Raw genomic sequence first — 21,382 nt, forward strand, 5'->3', positions numbered from 1 at the left:
CCGCTTGCGGTGCGATTAGCACGATGGGCGCGCGACTTCCTGTGCGGAGCGCGCGCACGGGGCAGCTTACTTCGGCCGGTTGTCCATCACGCGCTCGGGCAGCTTACTTCGGCCGCTTGTCGATCACGCGCCTGGCCTTGCCCACGGAACGCTCGATGCCGTTCACTTCCAGCACATTCACCTGCGCCGTCACGCCGATCAGCGACTTGATGTCGTACGCGAGCGCCTTGCGTGCGGCATCGAGCGCGCCATAGTCGGGCGCGGTTTCGGGGCAGGGCTCGCAGTTGAGCGTCATGACGTCCATCGGACCTTCCTTGGTCAGGATGATCTGATAGTGCGGCGCCAGTGCATGCTGCTTGAGCAGCAGTTCCTCGATCTGCGTGGGGAACACGTTCACGCCGCGGATGATGAGCATGTCGTCCGAGCGGCCCGTGATCTTTTCCATGCGGCGCATGGTGCGCGCCGTGCCGGGCAGCAGACGCGTGAGGTCGCGCGTGCGATAACGGACGATGGGCAGCGCCTCTTTCGTGAGCGAGGTGAAGACCAGTTCGCCGAACTCGCCGTCGGGCAGCACTTCGCCCGTTTCCGGATTGATGATCTCGGGATAGAAGTGGTCTTCCCAGATCGTCGGGCCGTCCTTGGTTTCGGCGCACTCGGAGGCCACACCGGGGCCCATCACTTCGGACAGACCGTAGATGTCGACCGCCGTGATGCCCATGCGCTGCTCGATGGCCGCGCGCATGTCGTTGGTCCACGGCTCAGCGCCAAAGATGCCGATGCGCAGCGAGCACGTGGCCGGATCAATGCCCTGGCGCTCCATTTCGTCGGCGATCGCGAGCATGTAGCTCGGCGTGACCATGATGATGTCGGGGCGGAAGTCCTGGATTAGCTGGACCTGCTTTTCGGTCTGGCCGCCGCCGAACGGAATCACCGTGAGGCCCGCGCGCTCCGCGCCGTAGTGCGCGCCGAGACCGCCCGTGAAGAGACCGTAACCGTAGCTGATATGCACCTTGTCGCCACGCCGCGCGCCCGCCGCGCGCACCGAGCGCGCGACGAGATTCGCCCAGGTGTCGATGTCGCGCGCCGTGTAGGCCACGACGGTCGGCTTGCCGGTCGTGCCCGACGACGCGTGAATGCGCGAGATCTGGTCCTGCGGCACCGCGAACATCCCGAACGGATAATTGTCGCGCAGGTCCTTCTTGGTCGTGAACGGGAAGCGCGCGAGGTCGGCGAGCGACTTCAGCTCGGACGGGTGCACGCCGGCTTCGTCGAACTTCTTGCGATAGACGGGCGAATTCTCGTACGCGTGATTGAGCGACCATTTCAGCCGTTCGAGCTGAAGCGCCGCGAGTTCGTCGCGGCTGGCCGTTTCGATGGGCTCGAGCGGCAGCGGGGTAGTCATCGATGTCTCCTCAAACTTCACTTAATGGAATGCGGTTCGTGCGGATCGGGACGCGCCGCGTTACTCCGCAACGGGAATCACGTTGCCGCGAATCTGCGCGGACTTGCCTCTGAACATGGCGACGGTTTCGCCTGCGCGGTTCGTCACGCGGATGTCGTAAATGCCGTTGCGCCCGGACAGCACCTGCTGGACGGCTTCGGCGGTGAGTTCGTCGTCGGGCTGAACCGGCCGCAGGAACTCGATCGAGCAGCCCGCTGCGACGGTGTTCACGTTGTATGTGTTGCAGGCGAACGCGAAGGTCGAGTCGGCGAGCGTGAAGATCAGGCCGCCGTGGCAGATCTGGTGGCCATTGAGGAACTCGGGGCGCACGGCCATGCGCAAGCGCGCGTAGCCTGCGCGCACCTCGAGCAGTTCCATGCCGAGCGCGCGGCTGCAGCCGTCGGCCTCGTACATGGCTTGCGCCGTGGCACGGGCGAGTTCGTCGGGCGTCATGTCGGCGAGCGTCGTGGCTTGTGTGGACATCGATGCGTTCATATCAACGCCCCTCGAAGCGCGGCGCGCGTTTTTCGATGAAGGCCTGCACGCCTTCGGCGTAGTCATGCGACGCGCCCAGCTCGCGCTGCAGGTCGCGCTCGAGATCGAGTTGCTGATCGAGTGTGTTCGTAGCCGAGGCGCGCAGCGCTTCACGCGTGGCGACGATCGCGCGCGTGGGCTGCTTCGCGAGTTGTGTGGCGAGCGCAGTAGCGGTCGTCGCGAGTTCGGCGTCGTCCGTGACCTGCCAGACGAGGCCCCAGCTTTCGGCCTTTTCGGCGCCGAGCTTGTCGCCCGTCATGGCGAGGCCGAGCGCGCGCGCCATGCCCACGCGCTTGGGCAGGAACCACGTGCCGCCCGAGTCGGGCACGAGGCCGATCTTCACGAACGCCTGAATGAAGCTGGCGGAGCGCGCGGCGAGCACGAGGTCGCAGGCGAACGCGAGATTCGCGCCCGCGCCCGCCGCAGTGCCGTTGACGGCCGCGATGACGGGCATCGGCAGCGCTTGCAGGCGCTTGATCAACGGGTTGAAATGCTCTTCGATGAGCGCGCCGAGGTCGGTCATCGCGCCGGGCGTGAAATCGAGGTCGGCGAGATCCTGGCCGGCGCAGAAGCCGCGGCCGGCGCCGGTGAGCACGAGTGCGCGCGCGCCGGCCGCGGCGACTTCGTCGAGCGCCGCGGCGAGCTCGCGGTGCATCGCGCGGGTGAAGCTGTTGAGCTTGTCCGGGCGGTTCAGCGTGATCGTGGCCACGCGCGTGGATGTGTCGATTTCGACGCGGATCGCATCGTAGGGCATCGGTTGTCTCCTTTGTCGACCAGAGTTAGCGCTTTAGCTGTCGGCTGAGGTTAGTGCGTCAGCACTTACTCCAGCCCTGTGCACGGCGCGTACTGTGGTCACATGCTTCGCGGTGGGCCGCAACCGGCGCTTTAGCGCTGAGTGAGGCCCCAAGCAAATCGGTCGATCGCACCTGGTGCTTTAGCTGTCAGCCGGAGTGAATGTTTCAGCACTCGCTCCGGCCGCATTCAAAGCGTCTGGTGCGACCCCATACAAAGCTGTCTCCCAAGGCGGGTTCGCCGCGTACTTCACCCGGCGGGTACCGCGCCGTTCCTTTCCTTGCTGCTCAGACGCGCTCGATCGCCAGCGCGATACCCTGGCCGACACCGATACACATCGTGCAAAGCGCGTAGCGTCCTTGGGTGCGCTCGAGCTGATGCAGCGCAGTCGTGACGAGCCGCGCGCCCGATGCGCCGAGCGGGTGGCCCAGCGCAATGGCGCCGCCATTCGGGTTCACGCGCGGGTCGTCGTCGGCAATGCCGAGTGCGCGCAGCACCGCGAGGCCTTGCGACGCAAACGCTTCATTGAGCTCGATCACGTCGAACTGGTCGAGCGTCATGCCCAGTTGCTTGAGCAGCTTTTGCGTGGCGGGCGCGGGGCCGAAGCCCATGATGCGCGGCGCGACGCCGGCCGTTGCCATGCCGAGCACGCGTGCGCGGCGGCGCAGGCCATACTGGCTCGCAGCTTCCTCATTGGCGAGCAGCAGGGCGCAGGCGCCGTCGTTGACACCGGATGCGTTGCCGGCGGTGACCGTGCCATCCGGCTTGACCACGCCCTTGAGCTTGCCGAGCGCTTCGAGCGACGTCTCGCGCGGATGCTCGTCGAGCGTCACGCGCACCGGATCGCCTTTCTTCTGCGCGATCTCGACCGCGACGATTTCCTCTGCGAGCGTGCCGTCTTTCTGCGCCCGTGTGGCCTTCTGCTGGCTGCGCAGGGCGAACGCGTCCTGATCGGCGCGGCTGATGTCGAACTCGACCGCGACGTTTTCCGCCGTTTCGGGCATCGAATCGATGCCGTATTGCTGCTTCATCAGCTTGTTCACGAAACGCCAGCCGATGGTGGTGTCGTAGACGGCGGCGTCGCGCGAGAAGGCCGATGCGGCTTTGCCCATCACGAACGGCGCGCGCGTCATGCTTTCCACACCGCCCGCGATCATCAGGCGTGCCTCGCCGGCCTTGATGGCGCGCGCGGCGCTGCCGATGGCGTCGAGGCCCGAGCCGCACAGCCGGTTGAGCGTGCCGCCGGGCGCATCCGTGGGCAGGCCCGCGAGCAGTGCGGCCATGCGCGCGACGTTGCGGTTGTCTTCGCCGGCCTGGTTGGCGCAGCCGTAGAGCACGTCGTCGAGCGCGCTCCAGTCCACGCCGGGGTTGCGCTCGATGAGCGCGCGAATGGGCACGGCGCCGAGGTCGTCGGCGCGCACGTCTTTCAGGGCGCCGCCGTAGCGGCCAAACGGAGTGCGAATCGCGTCGCAGATATAGGCTTCGGTCATCTCGGATTCCTGCGGCATGAGCGCGGAAATGCGCTCATGCCTTGCATGCTAGAGGGACGGGGAGTGGGGCGCCATTCGGCCAAACGGCATAGACCGTTCAGCCGACTGCAACGGGAGCCGCTTTCGGTTCAACATGAACGCGGCTCTGAACCACGCGGAAGCGGTTCGCCACGAACGCGGCGTCGGCCAGCGCGGCGTTCGCAGCCGGGTTTGCGCCGGTGCCGTGGAAGTCCGAGAAGGCCGCGGACTGGTTCACGAACACGCCGCCCGTGAGGTTGATCGACAGCGCCACGCCGCCGGTGATCGCGGCTTCGTGGGCGGCTTCGATCACGGCGTCGTCGGTGCTGTAGACCGAGAGCGTGAGCGCGCCATGGTCGCGTGCAGTTGCGCCGGCCATCTCGAGCGACTGCGCGGTCGAGTCGGTGGCGATCACGAACGAGATCGGGCCGAACCATTCGCGCGTGAACGAGGTAGCGTCGCGCGCGGCGTCGAGCGAGAGCACGAGCGGCGTGCGCACGCGCGCGCCGGCGAATTGCGGGTGCTCGAGCGACTGGCTGTCGGCGAGCACGGTGCCCAGCTTGCGCGCTTCGTCGATGCGCGCCGTGACGCCTTCGTTCTGGATCGCGCCGAGCACTTCCACGGCGCGGGCCGGATCGGCCACGAACTTCTGTACCGCGCCGGCGATCGCTTGCGCGACGGCCTCGAAGCTCACGTGACCATCGGCGGTCTGAATACCGTCGCGCGGCACATAGATGTTCTGCGGCGCCGTGCACATCTGGCCCGAATAGAGCGAGAGCGAGAAGGCGATATTGCGCGCGGCGGCCTTCAGGTCAGCCACGGAGTCGATCACGATCTGGTTCACGCCGGCCTTCTCGGTGTAAACCTGCGCCTGGTGCGCGTGCTGTTCGAGCCAGTCGCCGTTCTGCGTGCTGCCGGTGAAGTCGATCAGCTTGATCTCCGGACGCAGCGCGAGTTGCTGGACGAGTGCGCCGTCATTGGGATCGGTGGCGAGCAACGTGACCACGTTCGGATCGAAGCCGGCTTCGCGCAGCACCTCGCGCGCGATGCGCACGGTCACTGCGAGCGGCAGGATCGCGCCCGGATGCGGCTTGACGATCACCGCGTTGCCCGTCGCCAGATCGGCGAACAGGCCGGGGTAGCCGTTCCAGGTCGGGAACGTGCAGCAGCCGAGCACGAGACCGGTGCCGCGCGGCACGACGGTAAAGCGCTTTTGCATCGCGAGCGGCGGGTTCTTGCCTTGCGGCTTTTCCCAGTGCGCGTCGGCGGGAATGCGGCGCAGCTGGTCCCAGGCGTAGGTGACGGCTTCGAGCGCGCGGTCCTGAGCGTGCGGGCCGCCGGCCTGGAAGGCCATCATGAACGCCTGCCCCGTCGTGTGCATCACGCTAAAGGCGATTTCGAAGCTCGCGCGGTTCAGGCGCTCGAGGATTTCGAGGCTCACGCCCACCCACGCCTGTGGGCCGGCGGCGCGCCAATCGCGTTGTGCCTTTTGAGCGGCTTCGATGAGTTGATCGGGTGTCGACTTCGGATAGCGCGCACCGAGCGCGAAGCCGAACGGCGACGTCTCGCTGCCAACGGTTTCGCCGGTGCCCGGCTGGTCGAGTTCGAAGGTGCGATTCAGGTGAGCTTTGAACGCGGCTTCGCCGTCTGCAGTGGCGGATTCCCCGTACACTTTGGGGCTCGGCATTTCGGCGAACGGGCTCCAGTAGCCGCGCGTCTCGATGGCTGCAAGCGCTTTTTGCAGCGTGGCTTCGTGCTTGGCGAACAACGGATTTGTCATGGCTCAACGTTGATTGAGAGGTTGGAGGAGGCCCGTGCCAATTAATTGACCGACCGGTTGGTTGGTGAATGTTAGCATTAGTCAAACTTCGGCGTGAAAAATTTTTTTGGGGACTTTTCTTTGAAGGAAGGAGGACGTATGGGGTACGAAAACATCCTGGTCGAGACGCGTGGCAAAGTCGGCCTGATCACGTTGAACCGTCCGAAGGCGCTCAACGCGCTGAACGACGCGTTGATGGACGAACTGGGCGCCGCGCTGAAGGCGTTCGACGCCGACGAGGGCATTGGTGCGATCGTCATCACTGGCAGTGAGAAAGCGTTCGCGGCGGGCGCCGACATCGGCACGATGGCGACCTACAGCTTCATGGACGTCTATAAGGGCGACTACATCACGCGCAACTGGGAGACGATCCGCACGATCCGCAAGCCGATCATTGCGGCGGTCGCGGGCTTTGCGCTGGGCGGCGGCTGCGAACTGGCGATGATGTGCGACATCATCCTGGCCGCGGACACCGCGAAGTTTGGGCAGCCCGAAATCAAGTTGGGCGTGATCCCCGGCGCCGGCGGCACGCAGCGCTTGCCGCGTGCGGTGTCGAAGGCGAAGGCCATGGATCTGTGCCTGACCGCTCGCATGATGGATGCGGCGGAAGCGGAGCGCGCGGGCCTGGTGTCTCGCGTGATTCCTGCGGCGGACCTCCTGAACGAAGCGCTTGCCGCGGCCACGACGATTAGCGAGTACTCGCTGCCCGCGGTCATGATGGCCAAGGAGGCGGTCAATCGCGCGTACGAAACGACGCTCGCCGAGGGGGTGCACTTCGAGCGCCGGATGTTCCACTCGCTCTTTGCGACCGAAGATCAGAAGGAAGGGATGGCGGCCTTCGTGGAGAAGCGCAAGCCCGTCTTCAAGAACAAATAAGTAGCGACACCGTGTGCGCTGGCGGCTGCGAGCGGGTGGCAGCTGCCGGCGACAGACGGATTTTTTCGTCTACCCCTTGCGGCGTGGGCACGGGGGCGTTAAGATTCGCCCCCTTCGCTTCCTGCGGTACCGGCAGCGAAGCCCGCCGCGAGAAACGGCGGGGCGCGTGACCGACAGCTTTTCAGCAGTGACTGCAAAAAAGATGTTGACGAAACGCGAAAGAGTCTGCATAATCTCGTTTCTCTGCTGCTGACGCAGCAACGCAGAAAACGCCGGGCAGTAATGCAGTAAGCCGGTGAGTTTCGCGATCGCTCTTTAAAAATTTACAGCCGATAAGTGTGGGCGCTTGATGAGTTTCAGCGGCCTGACGGTCCTTCGGGGCAGTCAGGAGTAGCGAAAGTATCAAGAGTCTCACACTAAAGTAAGTCAGGTTTTTGAATTTATTCAAATTCCTGTCAGCTTTGAGTGAGCGACCGGTTTCTAACGAAACCGAAAACAGTAACAGGTTTGAACTGAAGAGTTTGATCCTGGCTCAGATTGAACGCTGGCGGCATGCCTTACACATGCAAGTCGAACGGCAGCGCGGGAGCAATCCTGGCGGCGAGTGGCGAACGGGTGAGTAATACATCGGAACGTGTCCTGTAGTGGGGGATAGCCCGGCGAAAGCCGGATTAATACCGCATACGATCTACGGATGAAAGCGGGGGATCGCAAGACCTCGCGCTATAGGGGCGGCCGATGGCGGATTAGCTAGTTGGTGGGGTAAAGGCCTACCAAGGCGACGATCCGTAGCTGGTCTGAGAGGACGACCAGCCACACTGGGACTGAGACACGGCCCAGACTCCTACGGGAGGCAGCAGTGGGGAATTTTGGACAATGGGGGGCAACCCTGATCCAGCAATGCCGCGTGTGTGAAGAAGGCCTTCGGGTTGTAAAGCACTTTTGTCCGGAAAGAAATCCTTTTCGATAATACCGAGAGGGGATGACGGTACCGGAAGAATAAGCACCGGCTAACTACGTGCCAGCAGCCGCGGTAATACGTAGGGTGCGAGCGTTAATCGGAATTACTGGGCGTAAAGCGTGCGCAGGCGGTGATGTAAGACCGATGTGAAATCCCCGGGCTTAACCTGGGAACTGCATTGGTGACTGCATCGCTGGAGTATGGCAGAGGGGGGTAGAATTCCACGTGTAGCAGTGAAATGCGTAGAGATGTGGAGGAATACCGATGGCGAAGGCAGCCCCCTGGGCCAATACTGACGCTCATGCACGAAAGCGTGGGGAGCAAACAGGATTAGATACGGTAGTCCACGCCCTAAACGATGTCAACTGGTTGTCGGGCCTTCATTGGCTTGGTAACGTAGCTAACGCGTGAAGTTGACCGCCTGGGGAGTACGGTCGCAAGATTAAAACTCAAAGGAATTGACGGGGACCCGCACAAGCGGTGGATGATGTGGATTAATTCGATGCAACGCGAAAAACCTTACCTACCCTTGACATGTACGGAATCCTGCTGAGAGGTGGGAGTGCCCGAAAGGGAGCCGTAACACAGGTGCTGCATGGCTGTCGTCAGCTCGTGTCGTGAGATGTTGGGTTAAGTCCCGCAACGAGCGCAACCCTTGTCCCTAGTTGCTACGCAAGAGCACTCGAGGGAGACTGCCGGTGACAAACCGGAGGAAGGTGGGGATGACGTCAAGTCCTCATGGCCCTTATGGGTAGGGCTTCACACGTCATACAATGGTCGGAACAGAGGGTTGCCAAGCCGCGAGGTGGAGCCAATCCCAGAAAACCGATCGTAGTCCGGATCGCAGTCTGCAACTCGACTGCGTGAAGCTGGAATCGCTAGTAATCGCGGATCAGCATGCCGCGGTGAATACGTTCCCGGGTCTTGTACACACCGCCCGTCACACCATGGGAGTGGGTTTTGCCAGAAGTGGCTAGTCTAACCGCAAGGAGGACGGTCACCACGGCAGGATTCATGACTGGGGTGAAGTCGTAACAAGGTAGCCGTATCGGAAGGTGCGGCTGGATCACCTCCTTTCCAGAGCTCATCGCTTAAGCTTGTTAAAGCGCTCACACTTGTCGGCTGTAGAAAAGACAGACTCAGGGGTCTGTAGCTCAGTCGGTTAGAGCACCGTCTTGATAAGGCGGGGGTCGATGGTTCGAATCCATCCAGACCCACCAATTTGTCTGCGGTGGCTGACTGATCAAAACCCCTGAAGTTGCATGACTGGGGGATTAGCTCAGCTGGGAGAGCACCTGCTTTGCAAGCAGGGGGTCGTCGGTTCGATCCCGTCATCCTCCACCAATCCTCAATGCCTAGTGTCCGGTAGAAACACAAACCGGGTATTACGCATTGGCGATTGAGCCAGTCAGAGCGATGTGAGTAAAACCATATCGGCTGTCGTTCTTTAACAATCAGGAAGAAGTAGTAAAGAGATTCATTCGAAAGCGGGCAGAGATGACCGTCGAGTAGATGAATCAGGGTTGTGATTGTATCAATGTATTTTTAAGTGATCGAAAGATTGCCTTGAAATACGGCGCAACACGAATACTCAACCTGTAATGAGTGGTCCGACGCGAGCAATCGCCGCAAGACACACCCGTTATAGGGTCAAGCGAACAAGTGCATGTGGTGGATGCCTTGGCGATCACAGGCGATGAAGGACGCGGTAGCCTGCGAAAAGCTACGGGGAGCTGGCAAACAAGCTTTGATCCGTAGATGTCCGAATGGGGAAACCCACTCCGTATGGAGTATCCATGGCTGAATACATAGGCCATGTGAAGCGAACGCGGCGAACTGAAACATCTAAGTAGCCGCAGGAAAAGAAATCAACCGAGATTCCCAGAGTAGTGGCGAGCGAAATGGGACCAGCCTGTACTCTTTATCTGTATTGTCAGCCGAACGCTCTGGAAAGTGCGGCCATAGTGGGTGATAGCCCCGTAGGCGAAGGCAGTATGGAAGAACTGGGTGTACGACAAGTAGGGCGGGACACGTGAAATCCTGTCTGAAGATGGGGGGACCATCCTCCAAGGCTAAATACTCGTGATCGACCGATAGTGAACCAGTACCGTGAGGGAAAGGCGAAAAGAACCCCGGGAGGGGAGTGAAATAGATCCTGAAACCGCATGCATACAAACAGTCGGAGCCTCGCAAGGGGTGACGGCGTACCTTTTGTATAATGGGTCAGCGACTTACATTCAGTGGCAAGCTTAACCGAATAGGGCAGGCGTAGCGAAAGCGAGTCCGAACAGGGCGTTCAGTCGCTGGGTGTAGACCCGAAACCAGGTGATCTATCCATGGCGGTTGAAGGCACGGTAACACGTGCTGGAGGACCGAACCCACTAACGTTGAAAAGTTAGGGGATGAGCTGTGGATAGGGGTGAAAGGCTAAACAAACCTGGAAATAGCTGGTTCTCTCCGAAAACTATTTAGGTAGTGCCTCGTGTATCACCTTCGGGGGTAGAGCACTGTCATGGTTGAAGGGTCCATTGCGGATTACTTCGCCATAGCAAACTCCGAATACCGAAGAGTGCAATCACGGGAGACAGACATCGGGTGCTAACGTCCGGTGTCAAGAGGGAAACAACCCAGACCGCCAGCTAAGGTCCCCAAATATAGCTAAGTGGGAAACGAAGTGGGAAGGCTAAAACAGTCAGGAGGTTGGCTTAGAAGCAGCCACCCTTTAAAGAAAGCGTAATAGCTCACTGATCGAGTCGTCCTGCGCGGAAGATGTAACGGGGCTAAGCTATATACCGAAGCTGCGGATGCGTGCTTTGCACGCATGGTAGGAGAGCGTTCTGTAAGCCTGCGAAGGTGCATCGGAAGGTGTGCTGGAGGTATCAGAAGTGCGAATGCTGACATGAGTAGCGATAAAGGGGGTGAAAGGCCCCCTCGCCGTAAGCCCAAGGTTTCCTACGCAACGTTCATCGGCGTAGGGTGAGTCGGCCCCTAAGGCGAGGCAGAAATGCGTAGCTGATGGGAAGCAGGTCAATATTCCTGCACCATTGTTGAATGCGATGGGGGGACGGATCGCGGAAGGTTGTCCGGGTGTTGGAAGTCCCGGTCCTTGCATTGGAGAAGGCGCTTTGGCAAATCCGGGCGCGGAATTCAAGGGTGTGAGGCCAGTCTCTTAGGAGACGAAGCAACTGGAAGTGGTTCCAAGAAAAGCCTCTAAGCTTCAGTTCAACAGTGACCGTACCGCAAACCGACACAGGTGGGCGAGATGAGTATTCTAAGGCGCTTGAGAGAACTCGGGAGAAGGAACTCGGCAAATTGGTACCGTAACTTCGGGATAAGGTACGCCCTGGTAGCTTGACTGGCTCGCGCCAGAAGGGTGAAGGGGTTGCAATAAACTGGTGGCTGCGACTGTTTAATAAAAACACAGCACTCTGCAAACACGAAAGTGGACGTATAGGGTGTGACGCCTGCCCGGTGCCGGAAGATTAAATGATGGGGTGCAAGCTCTTGATTGAAGTCCCGGTAAACGGCGGCCGTAACTATAACGGTCCTAAGGTAGCGAAATTCCTTGTCGGGTAAGTTCCGACCTGCACGAATGGCGTAACGATGGCCACACTGTCCTCCCGAGACTCAGCGAAGTTGAAGTGTTTGTGATGATGCAATCTCCCCGCGGCTAGACGGAAAGACCCCATGAACCTTTACTGCAGCTTTGCATTGGACTTTGAACCGGTTTGTGTAGGATAGGTGGGAGGCTATGAAGCGTGAACGCCAGTTTGCGTGGAGCCGTCCTTGAAATACCACCCTGATCTGTTTGAGGTTCTAACCTTGGTCCGTTATCCGGATCGGGGACAGTGCATGGCAGGCAGTTTGACTGGGGCGGTCTCCTCCCAAAGGGTAACGGAGGAGTACGAAGGTACGCTAGGTACGGTCGGAAATCGTGCTGATAGTGCAATGGCATAAGCGTGCTTGACTGCGAGACTGACAAGTCGAGCAGGTGCGAAAGCAGGTCATAGTGATCCGGTGGTTCTGTATGGAAGGGCCATCGCTCAACGGATAAAAGGTACTCTGGGGATAACAGGCTGATACCGCCCAAGAGTTCATATCGACGGCGGTGTTTGGCACCTCGATGTCGGCTCATCTCATCCTGGGGCTGTAGCCGGTCCCAAGGGTATGGCTGTTCGCCATTTAAAGAGGTACGTGAGCTGGGTTTAAAACGTCGTGAGACAGTTTGGTCCCTATCTGCCGTGGGCGCTGGAAGTTTGAGGGGGGCCTGCTCCTAGTACGAGAGGACCGGAGTGGACGAACCTCTGGTGTACCGGTTGTGACGCCAGTCGCATCGCCGGGTAGCTATGTTCGGAAGAGATAACCGCTGAAAGCATCTAAGCGGGAAACTCGCCTCAAGATGAGACTTCCCCGGGGACTAGATCCCCTTGAAGGGTCGTTCGAGACCAGGACGTTGATAGGTCAGGTGTGGAAGCGCAGTAATGCGTTAAGCTAACTGATACTAATTGCCCGTAAGGCTTGATCCTATAACAGGTGTGTTTCGCAATGAGTTAGCGCTTCAGCGCTTACTCAGTGCAACCCCCGAAGGGGGCACGAAATACACAGGTTGAGAGATCGCGTGTTGTGCCGGAAACAACACAACCCCAATCAGCAAAAACCTCTTTACGCTTCTTCCAGATTGGCTGTGGCGCACTAAATGCGACGCAGCAACCCGTCAAGCCTGATGACCATAGCGAGTCGGTCCCACCCCTTCCCATCCCGAACAGGACCGTGAAACGACTCTACGCCGATGATAGTGCGGATTGCCCGTGTGAAAGTAGGTAATCGTCAGGCTCCTTATGCAGTACGTCCAGAACCCCGGTGGCTCCGAAAGAGCACCGGGGTTCTGGCGTTTACGCGGCTGAAAAACGGCAAAACACGCACACAACAAAAACGAAAAAGCCGTCCTGCGAGCGACACAGGACGGCTTTTTTCGTTGAAACCGCAGTCAATCGCCTATTTTTGGGCGAGGAATTTCGTTGCCAGATGCACCCAGTATGACGCTCCAACCGGCAACAACTGATCGTTGAAGTCATAGCTGGCGTTGTGCAGCATGCACGGACCGGCGCCGTGACCGGCCTCGCGATGCCCGCCTTCCCCATTGCCGAGGAATGCATAGCAACCGGGCTTTTCCAGCAGCATGAAGGAGAAGTCCTCGGCGCCCATGGTCGGCTCGACGCTATCGTCGACACGATCGGCGCCTACGACTTCTCTCATCACTTCAGCCGCGAACTGGGCCTCTGCGCTGCTGTTCACCGTCGGCGGATAGTTGCGATGGAAGGTCACGTCGACGGAACACTCGTACGCCTCCGCCGTGCTCTCGACTATCTTGCGCAGACGCGTCTCGATCAAATCGAGCGTTTCCGTCGTGAAGGTGCGCACCGTCCCCGCAAGCCAGGCCGTATTCGGCACGACATTCACCGCGTCGCCGGCGTGGATCTGCGTAATCGACAGCACAGCCGTATCGAGCGGCTTCTTGTTGCGCGTGATGATGCTTTGCAGCCCGTTGGCGATCTGCACCGCCGTGAATACCGGATCGCGTCCGTTGTGCGGCAGCGCGGCATGCGAGCCTACGCCTTTGATTTCGATGCGAAACTCGTTGCTCGACGCCATGATCGGCCCTTCGGTCACGCCGAAGTGTCCCGCCGGCATGCCAGGCCAGTTGTGAATGCCGAACACGGCGTCCACGGGAAAACGCGTGAACAGCCCGTCTTCGATCATGGCCTTCGCGCCCGCGCCGCCTTCCTCCGCTGGCTGGAAGATGAACACGATGGTGCCGTCGAATTGGCCATGCTGAGCGAGATGCTGCGCCGCACCGAGCAGCATCGCGGTATGGCCGTCGTGGCCGCATGCATGCATCTTCCCTTCGTGGCGGGAGCGGTGCTCGAACGTGTTCAGCTCTTGAATGGGCAGCGCATCCATATCGGCGCGCAACCCAATGGCGCGCGTGCCGCTACCGCGCTTGAGCACGCCGACAACGCCCGTTTTTCCCAGCCCGCGATGCACTTCGATGCCCCATTCCGCGAGCTTCGATGCAACCAGTTCGGCGGTTTGGGTCTCTTCGTAGCGCAGTTCCGGGTGGGCGTGGATCGTTCGTCGTAGGCCCTGAATTTCGCCTTGGGCGGCCTGGATTTCCGGGATCAGTTTCATGACGGACAGTGCTCGAGAAAGTGGGCGCCCGCCCTCGCAGTGAGGCGGGCCTGGACGAACCATTCTACGCCGAACCTTTTTTTTCGCGGCAACCCGGCGGGCACGTGGCGGCGCCGCACGCCGGACATAATAAAATCGCGGTATCGAGACCACCTTCCATCGACGGATTCCTCATGAATGCCCGAGCCGAATTTGCCCGCGCAGTCTGTCCCCACGACTGCCCCGACACCTGCGCGATGCGCGTGACCGTCGAGGACGGCAAGGCCATCAAGGTGAGCGGCGACCCCGACCATCCGCCGACACAAGGGGTGCTCTGCACGAAAGTGACCCGTTACGCCGAGCGCGTGCATCACCCGAAGCGTATAACGCAACCGATGAAGCGCGTCGGCCGCAAGGGGGAAGGGCGCTTCGAGCCGATCAGCTGGGACGAGGCATGTGCGATTGCGGCTGCGCGCCTTGGCGAGATCGCGCAACGTGTGCCCGAAGCCATCCTGCCGTATAGCTATGCCGGCACGATGGGCCTCGTGCAAGGCGAGAGCATCGCACAGCGTTTTTTCCACAAGCTCGGCGCTTCACGGCTAGACCGCACGATCTGCGCGGCCGCGGGTGCAGCGGGCCTGCGCTATACGTATGGCTCGAGCTTGGGCATGCTCACCGAGCACTTCGCCGAGAGTGAAGTGATCCTGATCTGGGGCGCGAATCCGATTGCTTCGAACCTGCATTTCTGGACGCGCGCGCAGGAAGCCAAGCGCAACGGTGCGAAGCTGATTGCGATCGATCCGTATCGCTCGCTCACGGCGGAGAAGTGCCATCAGCACATCGCACTGAAGCCGGGCACCGATGGCGCACTCGCGCTCGGCATGATGCACGTGCTGATCACCGAAGACCGTCTCGATCACGAGTACATCGCGGCGCACACGCATGGCTTCGAGCAGTTGAAGGCGCGCGCGCTCGCCTATGCACCTGCGCGCGTCGCGCAGATCTGCGGCATCGAGGAACAAACGATCGTCGATCTGGCGCGCCTCTATGCTTCCACGCGCAAGGTGGCGATCCGCATGAATTACGGCCTGCAGCGCGTGCGCGGCGGCGGCAATGCGGTGCGCGCAATCGCCTGCCTGCCGGCACTGACCGGCGCCTGGCGCGAGCGCGCCGGTGGCGTGCTGCTTTCGTCGTCGGGTTGGGCGCCAATCAATGGGAACGCGCTCCAGCGTCCCGACCTGATTCCTGGTTGGCCGAACCATCAGCCGCGCATCGTCAACATGAACCAGATCGGCGATGCGCTCACGCACGCGGGCGACGCCACGTTCGGCCCGAAGGTCGAGGCGATCGTCGTGTACAACTCGAATCCGGTGGCGGTCGCGCCGGAGTCGGCGAAGGTGGCGGCGGGCTTCGCGCGCGAGGATCTCTTCACGATCGTGCTCGAGCAGTTCCAGACCGACACCGCGGACCACGCCGACTTGCTGCTGCCCGCCACGACCCAGCTCGAGCACCTCGATGTTCACAAGTCCTACGGCCATACCTACGTGATGGCCAATCTGCCGGCTATTGCGCCGGTGGGGGAAGCGCGTCCGAACACCGAGATCTTCCGCTCGATTGCGCGCGCAATGGGCCTGACCGAGCCGGCGCTCTTCGAGAGCGACGAAGAGGTGGCCGCGCACGCGTTCGACTGGAGCGATCCCGCATTCGCTGGCGCCGATTGGGCGAGGCTCAAGCAGGACGGCTGGGTGAAGTTGAATATCGCCGACGCGCCATTCGCCAACGGGGGTTTTCGCACGCCCACGGGCAAGTGCGAGTTCTACAGCGAGGCGCTCGCGAAGGCCGGCCTCGAGCCCGTGCCCGACTACCTGCCGCCGTACGAATCAGCCGACGGTGCGCCCGAGCTGGCCGCACGCTACCCGCTCGCGATGATTTCGCCGCCCGCGCGCAATTTCCTGAACAGTACCTTCGTGAATGTCGAGAGCCTGCGGGCGACCGAAGGCGAGCCGCATCTCGATCTCCACCCCGCCGATGCCGCGCGACGCACCATCGCGGACGGCGACCAGGTGCGCGTCTTCAACGACCGTGGGTCGATGCATGCGCGTGCGCGCGTCTCCGAGCGTGCGCGCGAAGGCCTCGTGGTCGGCCTGTCGATCTGGTGGAAGAAGCTCGCACCGGATGGCCGCAACGCAAACGAAGTGACGAGCCAGGCGCTCACCGATCTGGGCGGCTCTGCGACGTTTTATGACTGTCTCGTGGAAGTCGAACGCGCGTAAGCCCTGAACAAAACGCCTTGAAGCCCCCCGCAAACGCGCTTGCCGTGGTTCGAGGGGGCTTTCTAACTCGCTGATTTGCGGAAGAAAAACGCGGGTTGCATGCTACGATCAGCGTTTTAGCACGACCATTCGAAAATATTCAGGAGGAGACGCCGCATGGATAAAGTCTGGCTGAAATCGTACCCACCCGGCGTTCCCGCGGAAATCGACCCGAGCCAATATGCGTCCATCACGGCGCTGCTCACGGAGAGCTTCAACGCGAACCGGTCGAAACCCGCGTTCGCGTGCATGGGTAAGGCCATCACCTACGGACAGCTCGACGAACTCTCGAAGCGGCTCGCCGCATGGTTCCAGTCGCGCGGCATTGCGCCCGGCGCGCGCATCGCGATCATGATGCCGAACGTGCTGCAGTATCCGGTCGCGCTTGCCGCGATCCTGCGCGCCGGCTATGTCGTCGTGAACGTGAACCCCCTCTATACGCCGCGCGAGCTCGAACATCAGCTCAAGGACAGCGGCGCCGAAGCCATCATCATCCTCGAGAATTTCGCGGCGACGCTGCAGGCAGTCGTCGCGCAGACGCGCGTCAAGCACATCGTGGTGGCGTCGATGGGCGACCTGCTCGGCACACTGAAGGGCTTCATCGTGAACTACGTTGTGCGCCACGTGAAGAAGATGGTGCCTGCGTGGAGCCTGCCGGGCCACGTGCGCTTCAACGCCGCTGTCTCGGCCGGCGCGCGCCTCACGTTCAAGCCCGTCGAGCAGAAACCCGAAGATGTCGCGTTCCTCCAGTACACGGGTGGCACGACCGGCGTGTCGAAAGGCGCCACGCTGCTGCATCGCAACCTCATCGCGAACGTGCTTCAGTCGGCTGCGTGGACCCAGCCCGCGCTCGCGCGTCTGGCCGCCGGCACCCAGCCGGTCACGGTTGCGGCGCTGCCGCTCTATCACGTGTTCGCGCTTACCGTCTGCGGCCTGCTGACGATGCGCACGGGCGGCCTCGCCGTGCTGATCCCGAATCCGCGCGACATCGCGGGCATGATCAAGGACCTGCAAGGCTATTCGATCACGACCTTCCCGGCAGTCAACACGCTTTACAACGCGATCCTCAATCACCCCGATTTCGACAAGCTCGACTTCTCGCATCTGCTGGTCGCGAACGGCGGCGGCATGGCCGTGCAGGAAGCCGTGGCGAAGCGCTGGTACGAGCGCACGCAGACGCCGATCGTCGAAGGCTACGGCCTGTCGGAAACCTCGCCCAGCGTGACCTGCAATCCGACCGACGCGACCGAGTACACGGGCACGATCGGCCTGCCACTGCCGTCGACGGAAATCTCGATTCGCGACGACAACGGCAACGAACTGGGCATTGGCGAAGCGGGCGAGATCTGCATTCGCGGTCCGCAGGTGATGGCGGGCTACTGGCAGCGTCCGGAAGAAACGGCGAAGGTCATGACCGCCGACGGCTTCTTCAAGTCCGGTGATGTGGGCGTGATGAACGCGCGCGGCTATGTGAAGCTCGTCGATCGCAAGAAGGACATGATTCTCGTCTCGGGCTTCAACGTCTATCCGAACGAGATCGAAGATGTGGTCGCGAAGCTGCCGGGTGTATTCGAAGTGGCAGCCGTGGGCGTGCCCGACGCGCACTCGGGCGAAGCGGTGAAGCTCTATATCGTGAAGAAGGACCCGGCGCTCACCGAGAAGGACGTCCTCGAATACTGCAAGACGCAGCTGACCGGATACAAGCGGCCGAAATTCATCGAGTTCCGCACCGACTTGCCCAAGAGCAACGTCGGCAAGATCCTGCGGCGCGAATTGCGCGAAGTGCACGCGTAAGTCTCCGCCGTCACGCACGCACCGAAGGCCTGCCCGCAAGGGTGGGCCTTTTGTTTTGGGCGCGTGAAGAGAGCCGGATGGCGCCGGACGCGCCAAAGAAAAAAGGCGCCCGCAGGCGCCTTCGAGACTGAAACGGCTGTTCTTCTTAGAACTTGTGACGGATACCGATACGCGCCGTGAACACGTTGTCGTTGCTCGACGGCGTGAGGCCGTTGATCGAGGCGACAGCCGGGTTGCCGAGCGAGTCCGTACCCGAAGCGTGCTGGTACACGCCGATCAGGTAGACGTCCGTGCGCTTGGACAGGAAGTAGTCCGTGCCCAGCGAGTACTGATAGTACTTCGCGCCGCTCTGGCTCGTGCCGTTCGCCAGCGTGACGCTGTTGCCGTCCGTGTAGTCGAACGCGAAGCCAGCCAGCAGAGCCGGCGTGACCTGATACTTGAAGTTCGCTTCGACGTTGTTGAACGTGGCGTTCGAGCCGCGCTGATACTGCGACGGGGACACACCGGCGACCGAACCCAGATTGCGGAAGCTGACGTTCGAATACGTCACGCCGAACGTGGCCGCGCCGAACGTGTATGCGCCGCCTGCGCCAATGACCTGGTACGTATTGGCCGTCGAGAAGCCGCCGTACACGGTGTTGGTCGATTCAGCAGCGTTCGAGAGCGGCGAGGAGCTCGTGCTGTTGTTGAAAATGCCGCCGAAGTTGTTCGGCGTGCGTGCGTTCAGGTAGCCGACGCCCAAGGCCAGCGGACCGTTGTTGTAGCCTGCGCCCAACGACCAGATCTGGTTCTGCGAGAAGTTGCCTGCCTGGCCGCCAAAGCTGTACGTGCCGCCGAACGTCAGGCCCGCATAGTTCGCGCTCGCGAACTTGACCGTGTTGTTCGTACGGTACGCGTTGTTGAAGTTGTCGAGGTCTTGCGGGTGAGCAGCGAGGTAGCCACCCCACTGGTCGCCGGCTTCGAGCGGACCGACGTAGTCGACGACGGAGTCATACTGGCGACCCAGCGTAACCGTGCCGTATTGGCTGCTGCTCAGGCCGACATAAGCCTGGCGGCCAAACATCAGGCCACCCTGGCCGAGCTTGCCGGTGTTCACGTCGAAGCCGTTTTCGAGCACGAAGACCGCTTTCAGGCCACCACCGAGGTCTTCAGCACCGCGCAGGCCGAAGCGGCTGCCTTGCATCACGCCGCTCGAGAGGTTGTACAGATGCTTGCCGCCCGAGTTCGTGTTGATGTTGAAACCTTCGTCGATGATGCCGTACAGCGTGACGCTGCTCTGAGCGTGAGCAACGCCCGCGAACGCGCCCAGCGCAGCAAGCGCGAGAAGCGACTTCTTCATTGAATGATCTCCAGTGTTTTGCGACTTTTATGCGTCTTGTTAGCGAGGCCAATTTATTGTCTAGCGGGGGCCCGGCCATCCAACTTCGCGAGAAGTTGCCCGTAATGTAACAAACCGTTTATGTCGAACAAAGGAAAAGCCGGGCAGCACGTAAGTACCTGTTTCGTTTACACAACATGGTCTAAAATATGCGCCTGAAATCGGCGCTGCCCCGGATTGACGGCGTGCTGCGAGTTCCTGTAGTGGTTTAGAACGTCCGGTCGGTCGGGTTTTTGTGCGATCCGCGTTGCAGTAGGTACGGAGGGAGGTTGGATGACGTTTGACGAATTGATTACCGAGTTCGATCGGGGCCTGCGCTCGATCACCGGGGTGTCGCGCATGTCGCGGCCCATGCCGCAGCCTTCTGCCGCCCCTGCCGATCTTCCGGCCGCTGCCGTGGATTGGTCCGCGTCGCCCGAATCATTCGAAGCGTCCGGCTCGGCTGCGACGCAGGCCGGCGAGCTTACCCCTGCGGAGTGCGCGCACGCGGCGGGTCTCATGCGCGTGAATCACGTAGGCGAAGTGTGTGCGCAGGCGTTGTATCAGGCGCAAAAGCTTTCGGCGCGATCGCCCACGCTCAAGGCTGCGTTCGACCAGGCTGCACGTGAAGAAGAAGACCATCTCGCCTGGACCGCGCGCCGCCTCGAAGCGCTCGACTCGCGCCCGAGCCTGCTCAACCCGCTCTGGTATGCGGGAGCGCTCGCTATCGGTCTCGCGGCTGGGCGTCTTGGCGACAAGATCAGTCTTGGCTTCATGGCCGAAACCGAGCGCCAGGTGGAGCATCATCTGGACAGCCATCTCGACGCGTTGCCGCCCGCCGACGTGGAGTCGCGCGCGATCGTCGAGCAGATGCGCACCGACGAGATTGCCCATGCGAAATCGGCCACGGATCTGGGCGGTGTCGATTTGCCGCTGCCGGTGCGCTCGCTGATGCGCGCTGCCTCTAAAATCATGACCCGGACCGCGTACTACATTTGATATGTCTTCGCGGACCGGTACACTAATCCGGTCCGCGCAAGTCTCCGGTTTTCACCGCTTTCAGTCGCCCGAATTAATCCCCGCCAAGTCCCCGCACCACCACGGTTTTCTCCGTGCATTTCACGTATCACCTTCACAACCTTCGTTAGCTCATTCATTCATAACGGTTTTTGGCTTTTTGTCTGACTTGAACAAGCGCCGCTAAGTCCTTGTTCTATCGGATAAATTTCGTCAAAAAACGCACCACCCACCTTGACCCTCGTGGGGCCTTCCTCTAAAGTGGGAGACAGTGTGAGAAAGTGTATTTTTGTGTGATTTCAAAGACGCATTCGGGTAAATTTCCTGAGATTTAGGCGGGCGGCGATCAGCGCCGCGCGAGGGGGAGCAAATTGTTCCAGGGGGCGTCGGCGCTGACACTCGATGCGAAAGGACGGATGTCGATTCCGTCCCGCTATCGGGACGCGCTGCAACAACAGGCAGAAGGCCGGGTGACGATCACCAAGCACCCGGACGGCTGCCTGTTGCTATTTCCGCGCCCCGAATGGGAAGTGTTCCGCGCGAAAGTCGCGGCATTGCCGATGGACGCGCACTGGTGGCGCCGCATTTTTCTGGGCAATGCCTCCGACGTCGATCTCGACAGCGCGGGCCGCGTGCTCGTCTCGCCTGAATTACGTCTTGCAGCAGGAATGGAAAAGGAAGTCATGCTGCTTGGCATGGGTAGTCATTTTGAGTTGTGGGATGCGCAGACCTACGCCGCCAAGGAACAGGCGGCGATGGCGCAGGGCATGCCCGACGCCTTGAAGAATTTCACGTTCTGATCG

The 21,382-nt window shown here is 61.2% G+C and carries 12 protein-coding genes, 2 tRNA genes and 3 rRNA genes; 10 read left to right on the forward strand and 7 right to left on the reverse strand.

Annotated features, from left to right (window positions below):
• Positions 1-103: 103 nt before the first annotated feature.
• The 5 genes from paaK to paaN all read right to left on the reverse strand — a co-directional run bounded on the left by paaK (position 104) and on the right by paaN (position 6,055).
• Complete coding sequence (paaK, locus tag E1956_RS04990; protein ID WP_134747655.1) at positions 104-1,402, reverse strand: phenylacetate--CoA ligase PaaK; 1,299 nt, start codon at positions 1,400-1,402, stop codon at positions 104-106.
• A 60-nt stretch (positions 1,403-1,462) separates the two neighbouring features.
• On the reverse strand, positions 1,463-1,924 hold the full coding sequence (gene paaI, locus E1956_RS04995) for a hydroxyphenylacetyl-CoA thioesterase PaaI (RefSeq protein WP_134747656.1): 462 nt from the start codon (positions 1,922-1,924) through the stop codon (positions 1,463-1,465).
• A gap of 13 nt (positions 1,925-1,937) precedes the next feature.
• The gene (gene paaG / locus E1956_RS05000) at positions 1,938-2,729 is read right to left on the reverse strand and encodes a 2-(1,2-epoxy-1,2-dihydrophenyl)acetyl-CoA isomerase PaaG (protein WP_134747657.1); all 792 of its coding nucleotides are present in this window, start codon (positions 2,727-2,729) and stop codon (positions 1,938-1,940) included.
• 325 nt (positions 2,730-3,054) lie between these two features.
• A complete protein-coding gene (pcaF, locus tag E1956_RS05005; RefSeq protein ID WP_134747658.1) occupies positions 3,055-4,257 on the reverse strand; it encodes a 3-oxoadipyl-CoA thiolase in 1,203 nt (400 codons plus the stop codon).
• 97 nt (positions 4,258-4,354) lie between these two features.
• Positions 4,355-6,055 carry a phenylacetic acid degradation protein PaaN gene (paaN, locus tag E1956_RS05010; RefSeq protein WP_134747659.1) on the reverse strand — a complete coding sequence of 567 codons (1,701 nt, stop codon included), beginning with the start codon at positions 6,053-6,055 and terminating at the stop codon, positions 4,355-4,357.
• A 138-nt stretch (positions 6,056-6,193) separates the two neighbouring features.
• On the opposite strand from paaN, the gene E1956_RS05015 reads away from it, so the two are divergent.
• The 6 genes from E1956_RS05015 to rrf all read left to right on the forward strand — a co-directional run bounded on the left by E1956_RS05015 (position 6,194) and on the right by rrf (position 12,764).
• Complete coding sequence (locus E1956_RS05015) at positions 6,194-6,970, forward strand: enoyl-CoA hydratase (RefSeq protein WP_134747660.1); 777 nt, start codon at positions 6,194-6,196, stop codon at positions 6,968-6,970.
• Between the two features lie 509 nt (positions 6,971-7,479).
• Positions 7,480-9,008: ribosomal RNA gene (locus E1956_RS05025) — 16S ribosomal RNA — on the forward strand.
• 66 nt (positions 9,009-9,074) lie between these two features.
• Positions 9,075-9,151: transfer RNA gene (locus E1956_RS05030), tRNA-Ile, on the forward strand.
• Between the two features lie 48 nt (positions 9,152-9,199).
• Positions 9,200-9,275, forward strand: a tRNA-Ala gene (locus E1956_RS05035).
• Positions 9,276-9,579: 304 nt separating this feature from the next.
• Positions 9,580-12,457: ribosomal RNA gene (locus E1956_RS05040) — 23S ribosomal RNA — on the forward strand.
• Between the two features lie 193 nt (positions 12,458-12,650).
• Positions 12,651-12,764 (forward strand): 5S ribosomal RNA (gene rrf / locus E1956_RS05045).
• Together the 16S, 23S and 5S rRNA genes with 2 tRNA genes alongside form the textbook arrangement of a ribosomal RNA operon.
• Positions 12,765-12,926: 162 nt before the next feature.
• Here the strand turns inward: rrf and E1956_RS05050 are convergent.
• Positions 12,927-14,120 carry a M20 aminoacylase family protein gene (locus E1956_RS05050; RefSeq protein WP_134747661.1) on the reverse strand — a complete coding sequence of 398 codons (1,194 nt, stop codon included), beginning with the start codon at positions 14,118-14,120 and terminating at the stop codon, positions 12,927-12,929.
• Positions 14,121-14,293: 173 nt separating this feature from the next.
• On the opposite strand from E1956_RS05050, the gene E1956_RS05055 reads away from it, so the two are divergent.
• Both E1956_RS05055 and E1956_RS05060 read left to right on the forward strand, forming a co-directional pair.
• Positions 14,294-16,372 carry a molybdopterin-containing oxidoreductase family protein gene (locus E1956_RS05055; protein WP_134747662.1) on the forward strand — a complete coding sequence of 693 codons (2,079 nt, stop codon included), beginning with the start codon at positions 14,294-14,296 and terminating at the stop codon, positions 16,370-16,372.
• A 156-nt stretch (positions 16,373-16,528) separates the two neighbouring features.
• Positions 16,529-18,205: a long-chain fatty acid--CoA ligase gene (locus E1956_RS05060; RefSeq protein WP_134747663.1), complete on the forward strand. Its 1,677-nt coding sequence runs from the start codon at positions 16,529-16,531 to the stop codon at positions 18,203-18,205.
• A gap of 145 nt (positions 18,206-18,350) precedes the next feature.
• Here the strand turns inward: E1956_RS05060 and E1956_RS05065 are convergent, their stop codons facing one another.
• The gene (locus E1956_RS05065; protein WP_134747664.1) at positions 18,351-19,544 is read right to left on the reverse strand and encodes a porin; all 1,194 of its coding nucleotides are present in this window, start codon (positions 19,542-19,544) and stop codon (positions 18,351-18,353) included.
• 312 nt (positions 19,545-19,856) lie between these two features.
• On the opposite strand from E1956_RS05065, the gene coq7 reads away from it, so the two are divergent.
• Both coq7 and mraZ read left to right on the forward strand, forming a co-directional pair.
• Complete coding sequence (gene coq7 / locus E1956_RS05070) at positions 19,857-20,561, forward strand: 2-polyprenyl-3-methyl-6-methoxy-1,4-benzoquinone monooxygenase (protein WP_134747665.1); 705 nt, start codon at positions 19,857-19,859, stop codon at positions 20,559-20,561.
• A 389-nt stretch (positions 20,562-20,950) separates the two neighbouring features.
• Complete coding sequence (gene mraZ / locus E1956_RS05075) at positions 20,951-21,379, forward strand: division/cell wall cluster transcriptional repressor MraZ (RefSeq protein WP_027818006.1); 429 nt, start codon at positions 20,951-20,953, stop codon at positions 21,377-21,379.
• The last annotated feature ends 3 nt before the right edge of the window (positions 21,380-21,382 follow it).

It is taken from the genome of Paraburkholderia pallida, assembly GCF_004524855.1.
Lineage (GTDB): Bacteria > Pseudomonadota > Gammaproteobacteria > Burkholderiales > Burkholderiaceae > Paraburkholderia > Paraburkholderia oxyphila.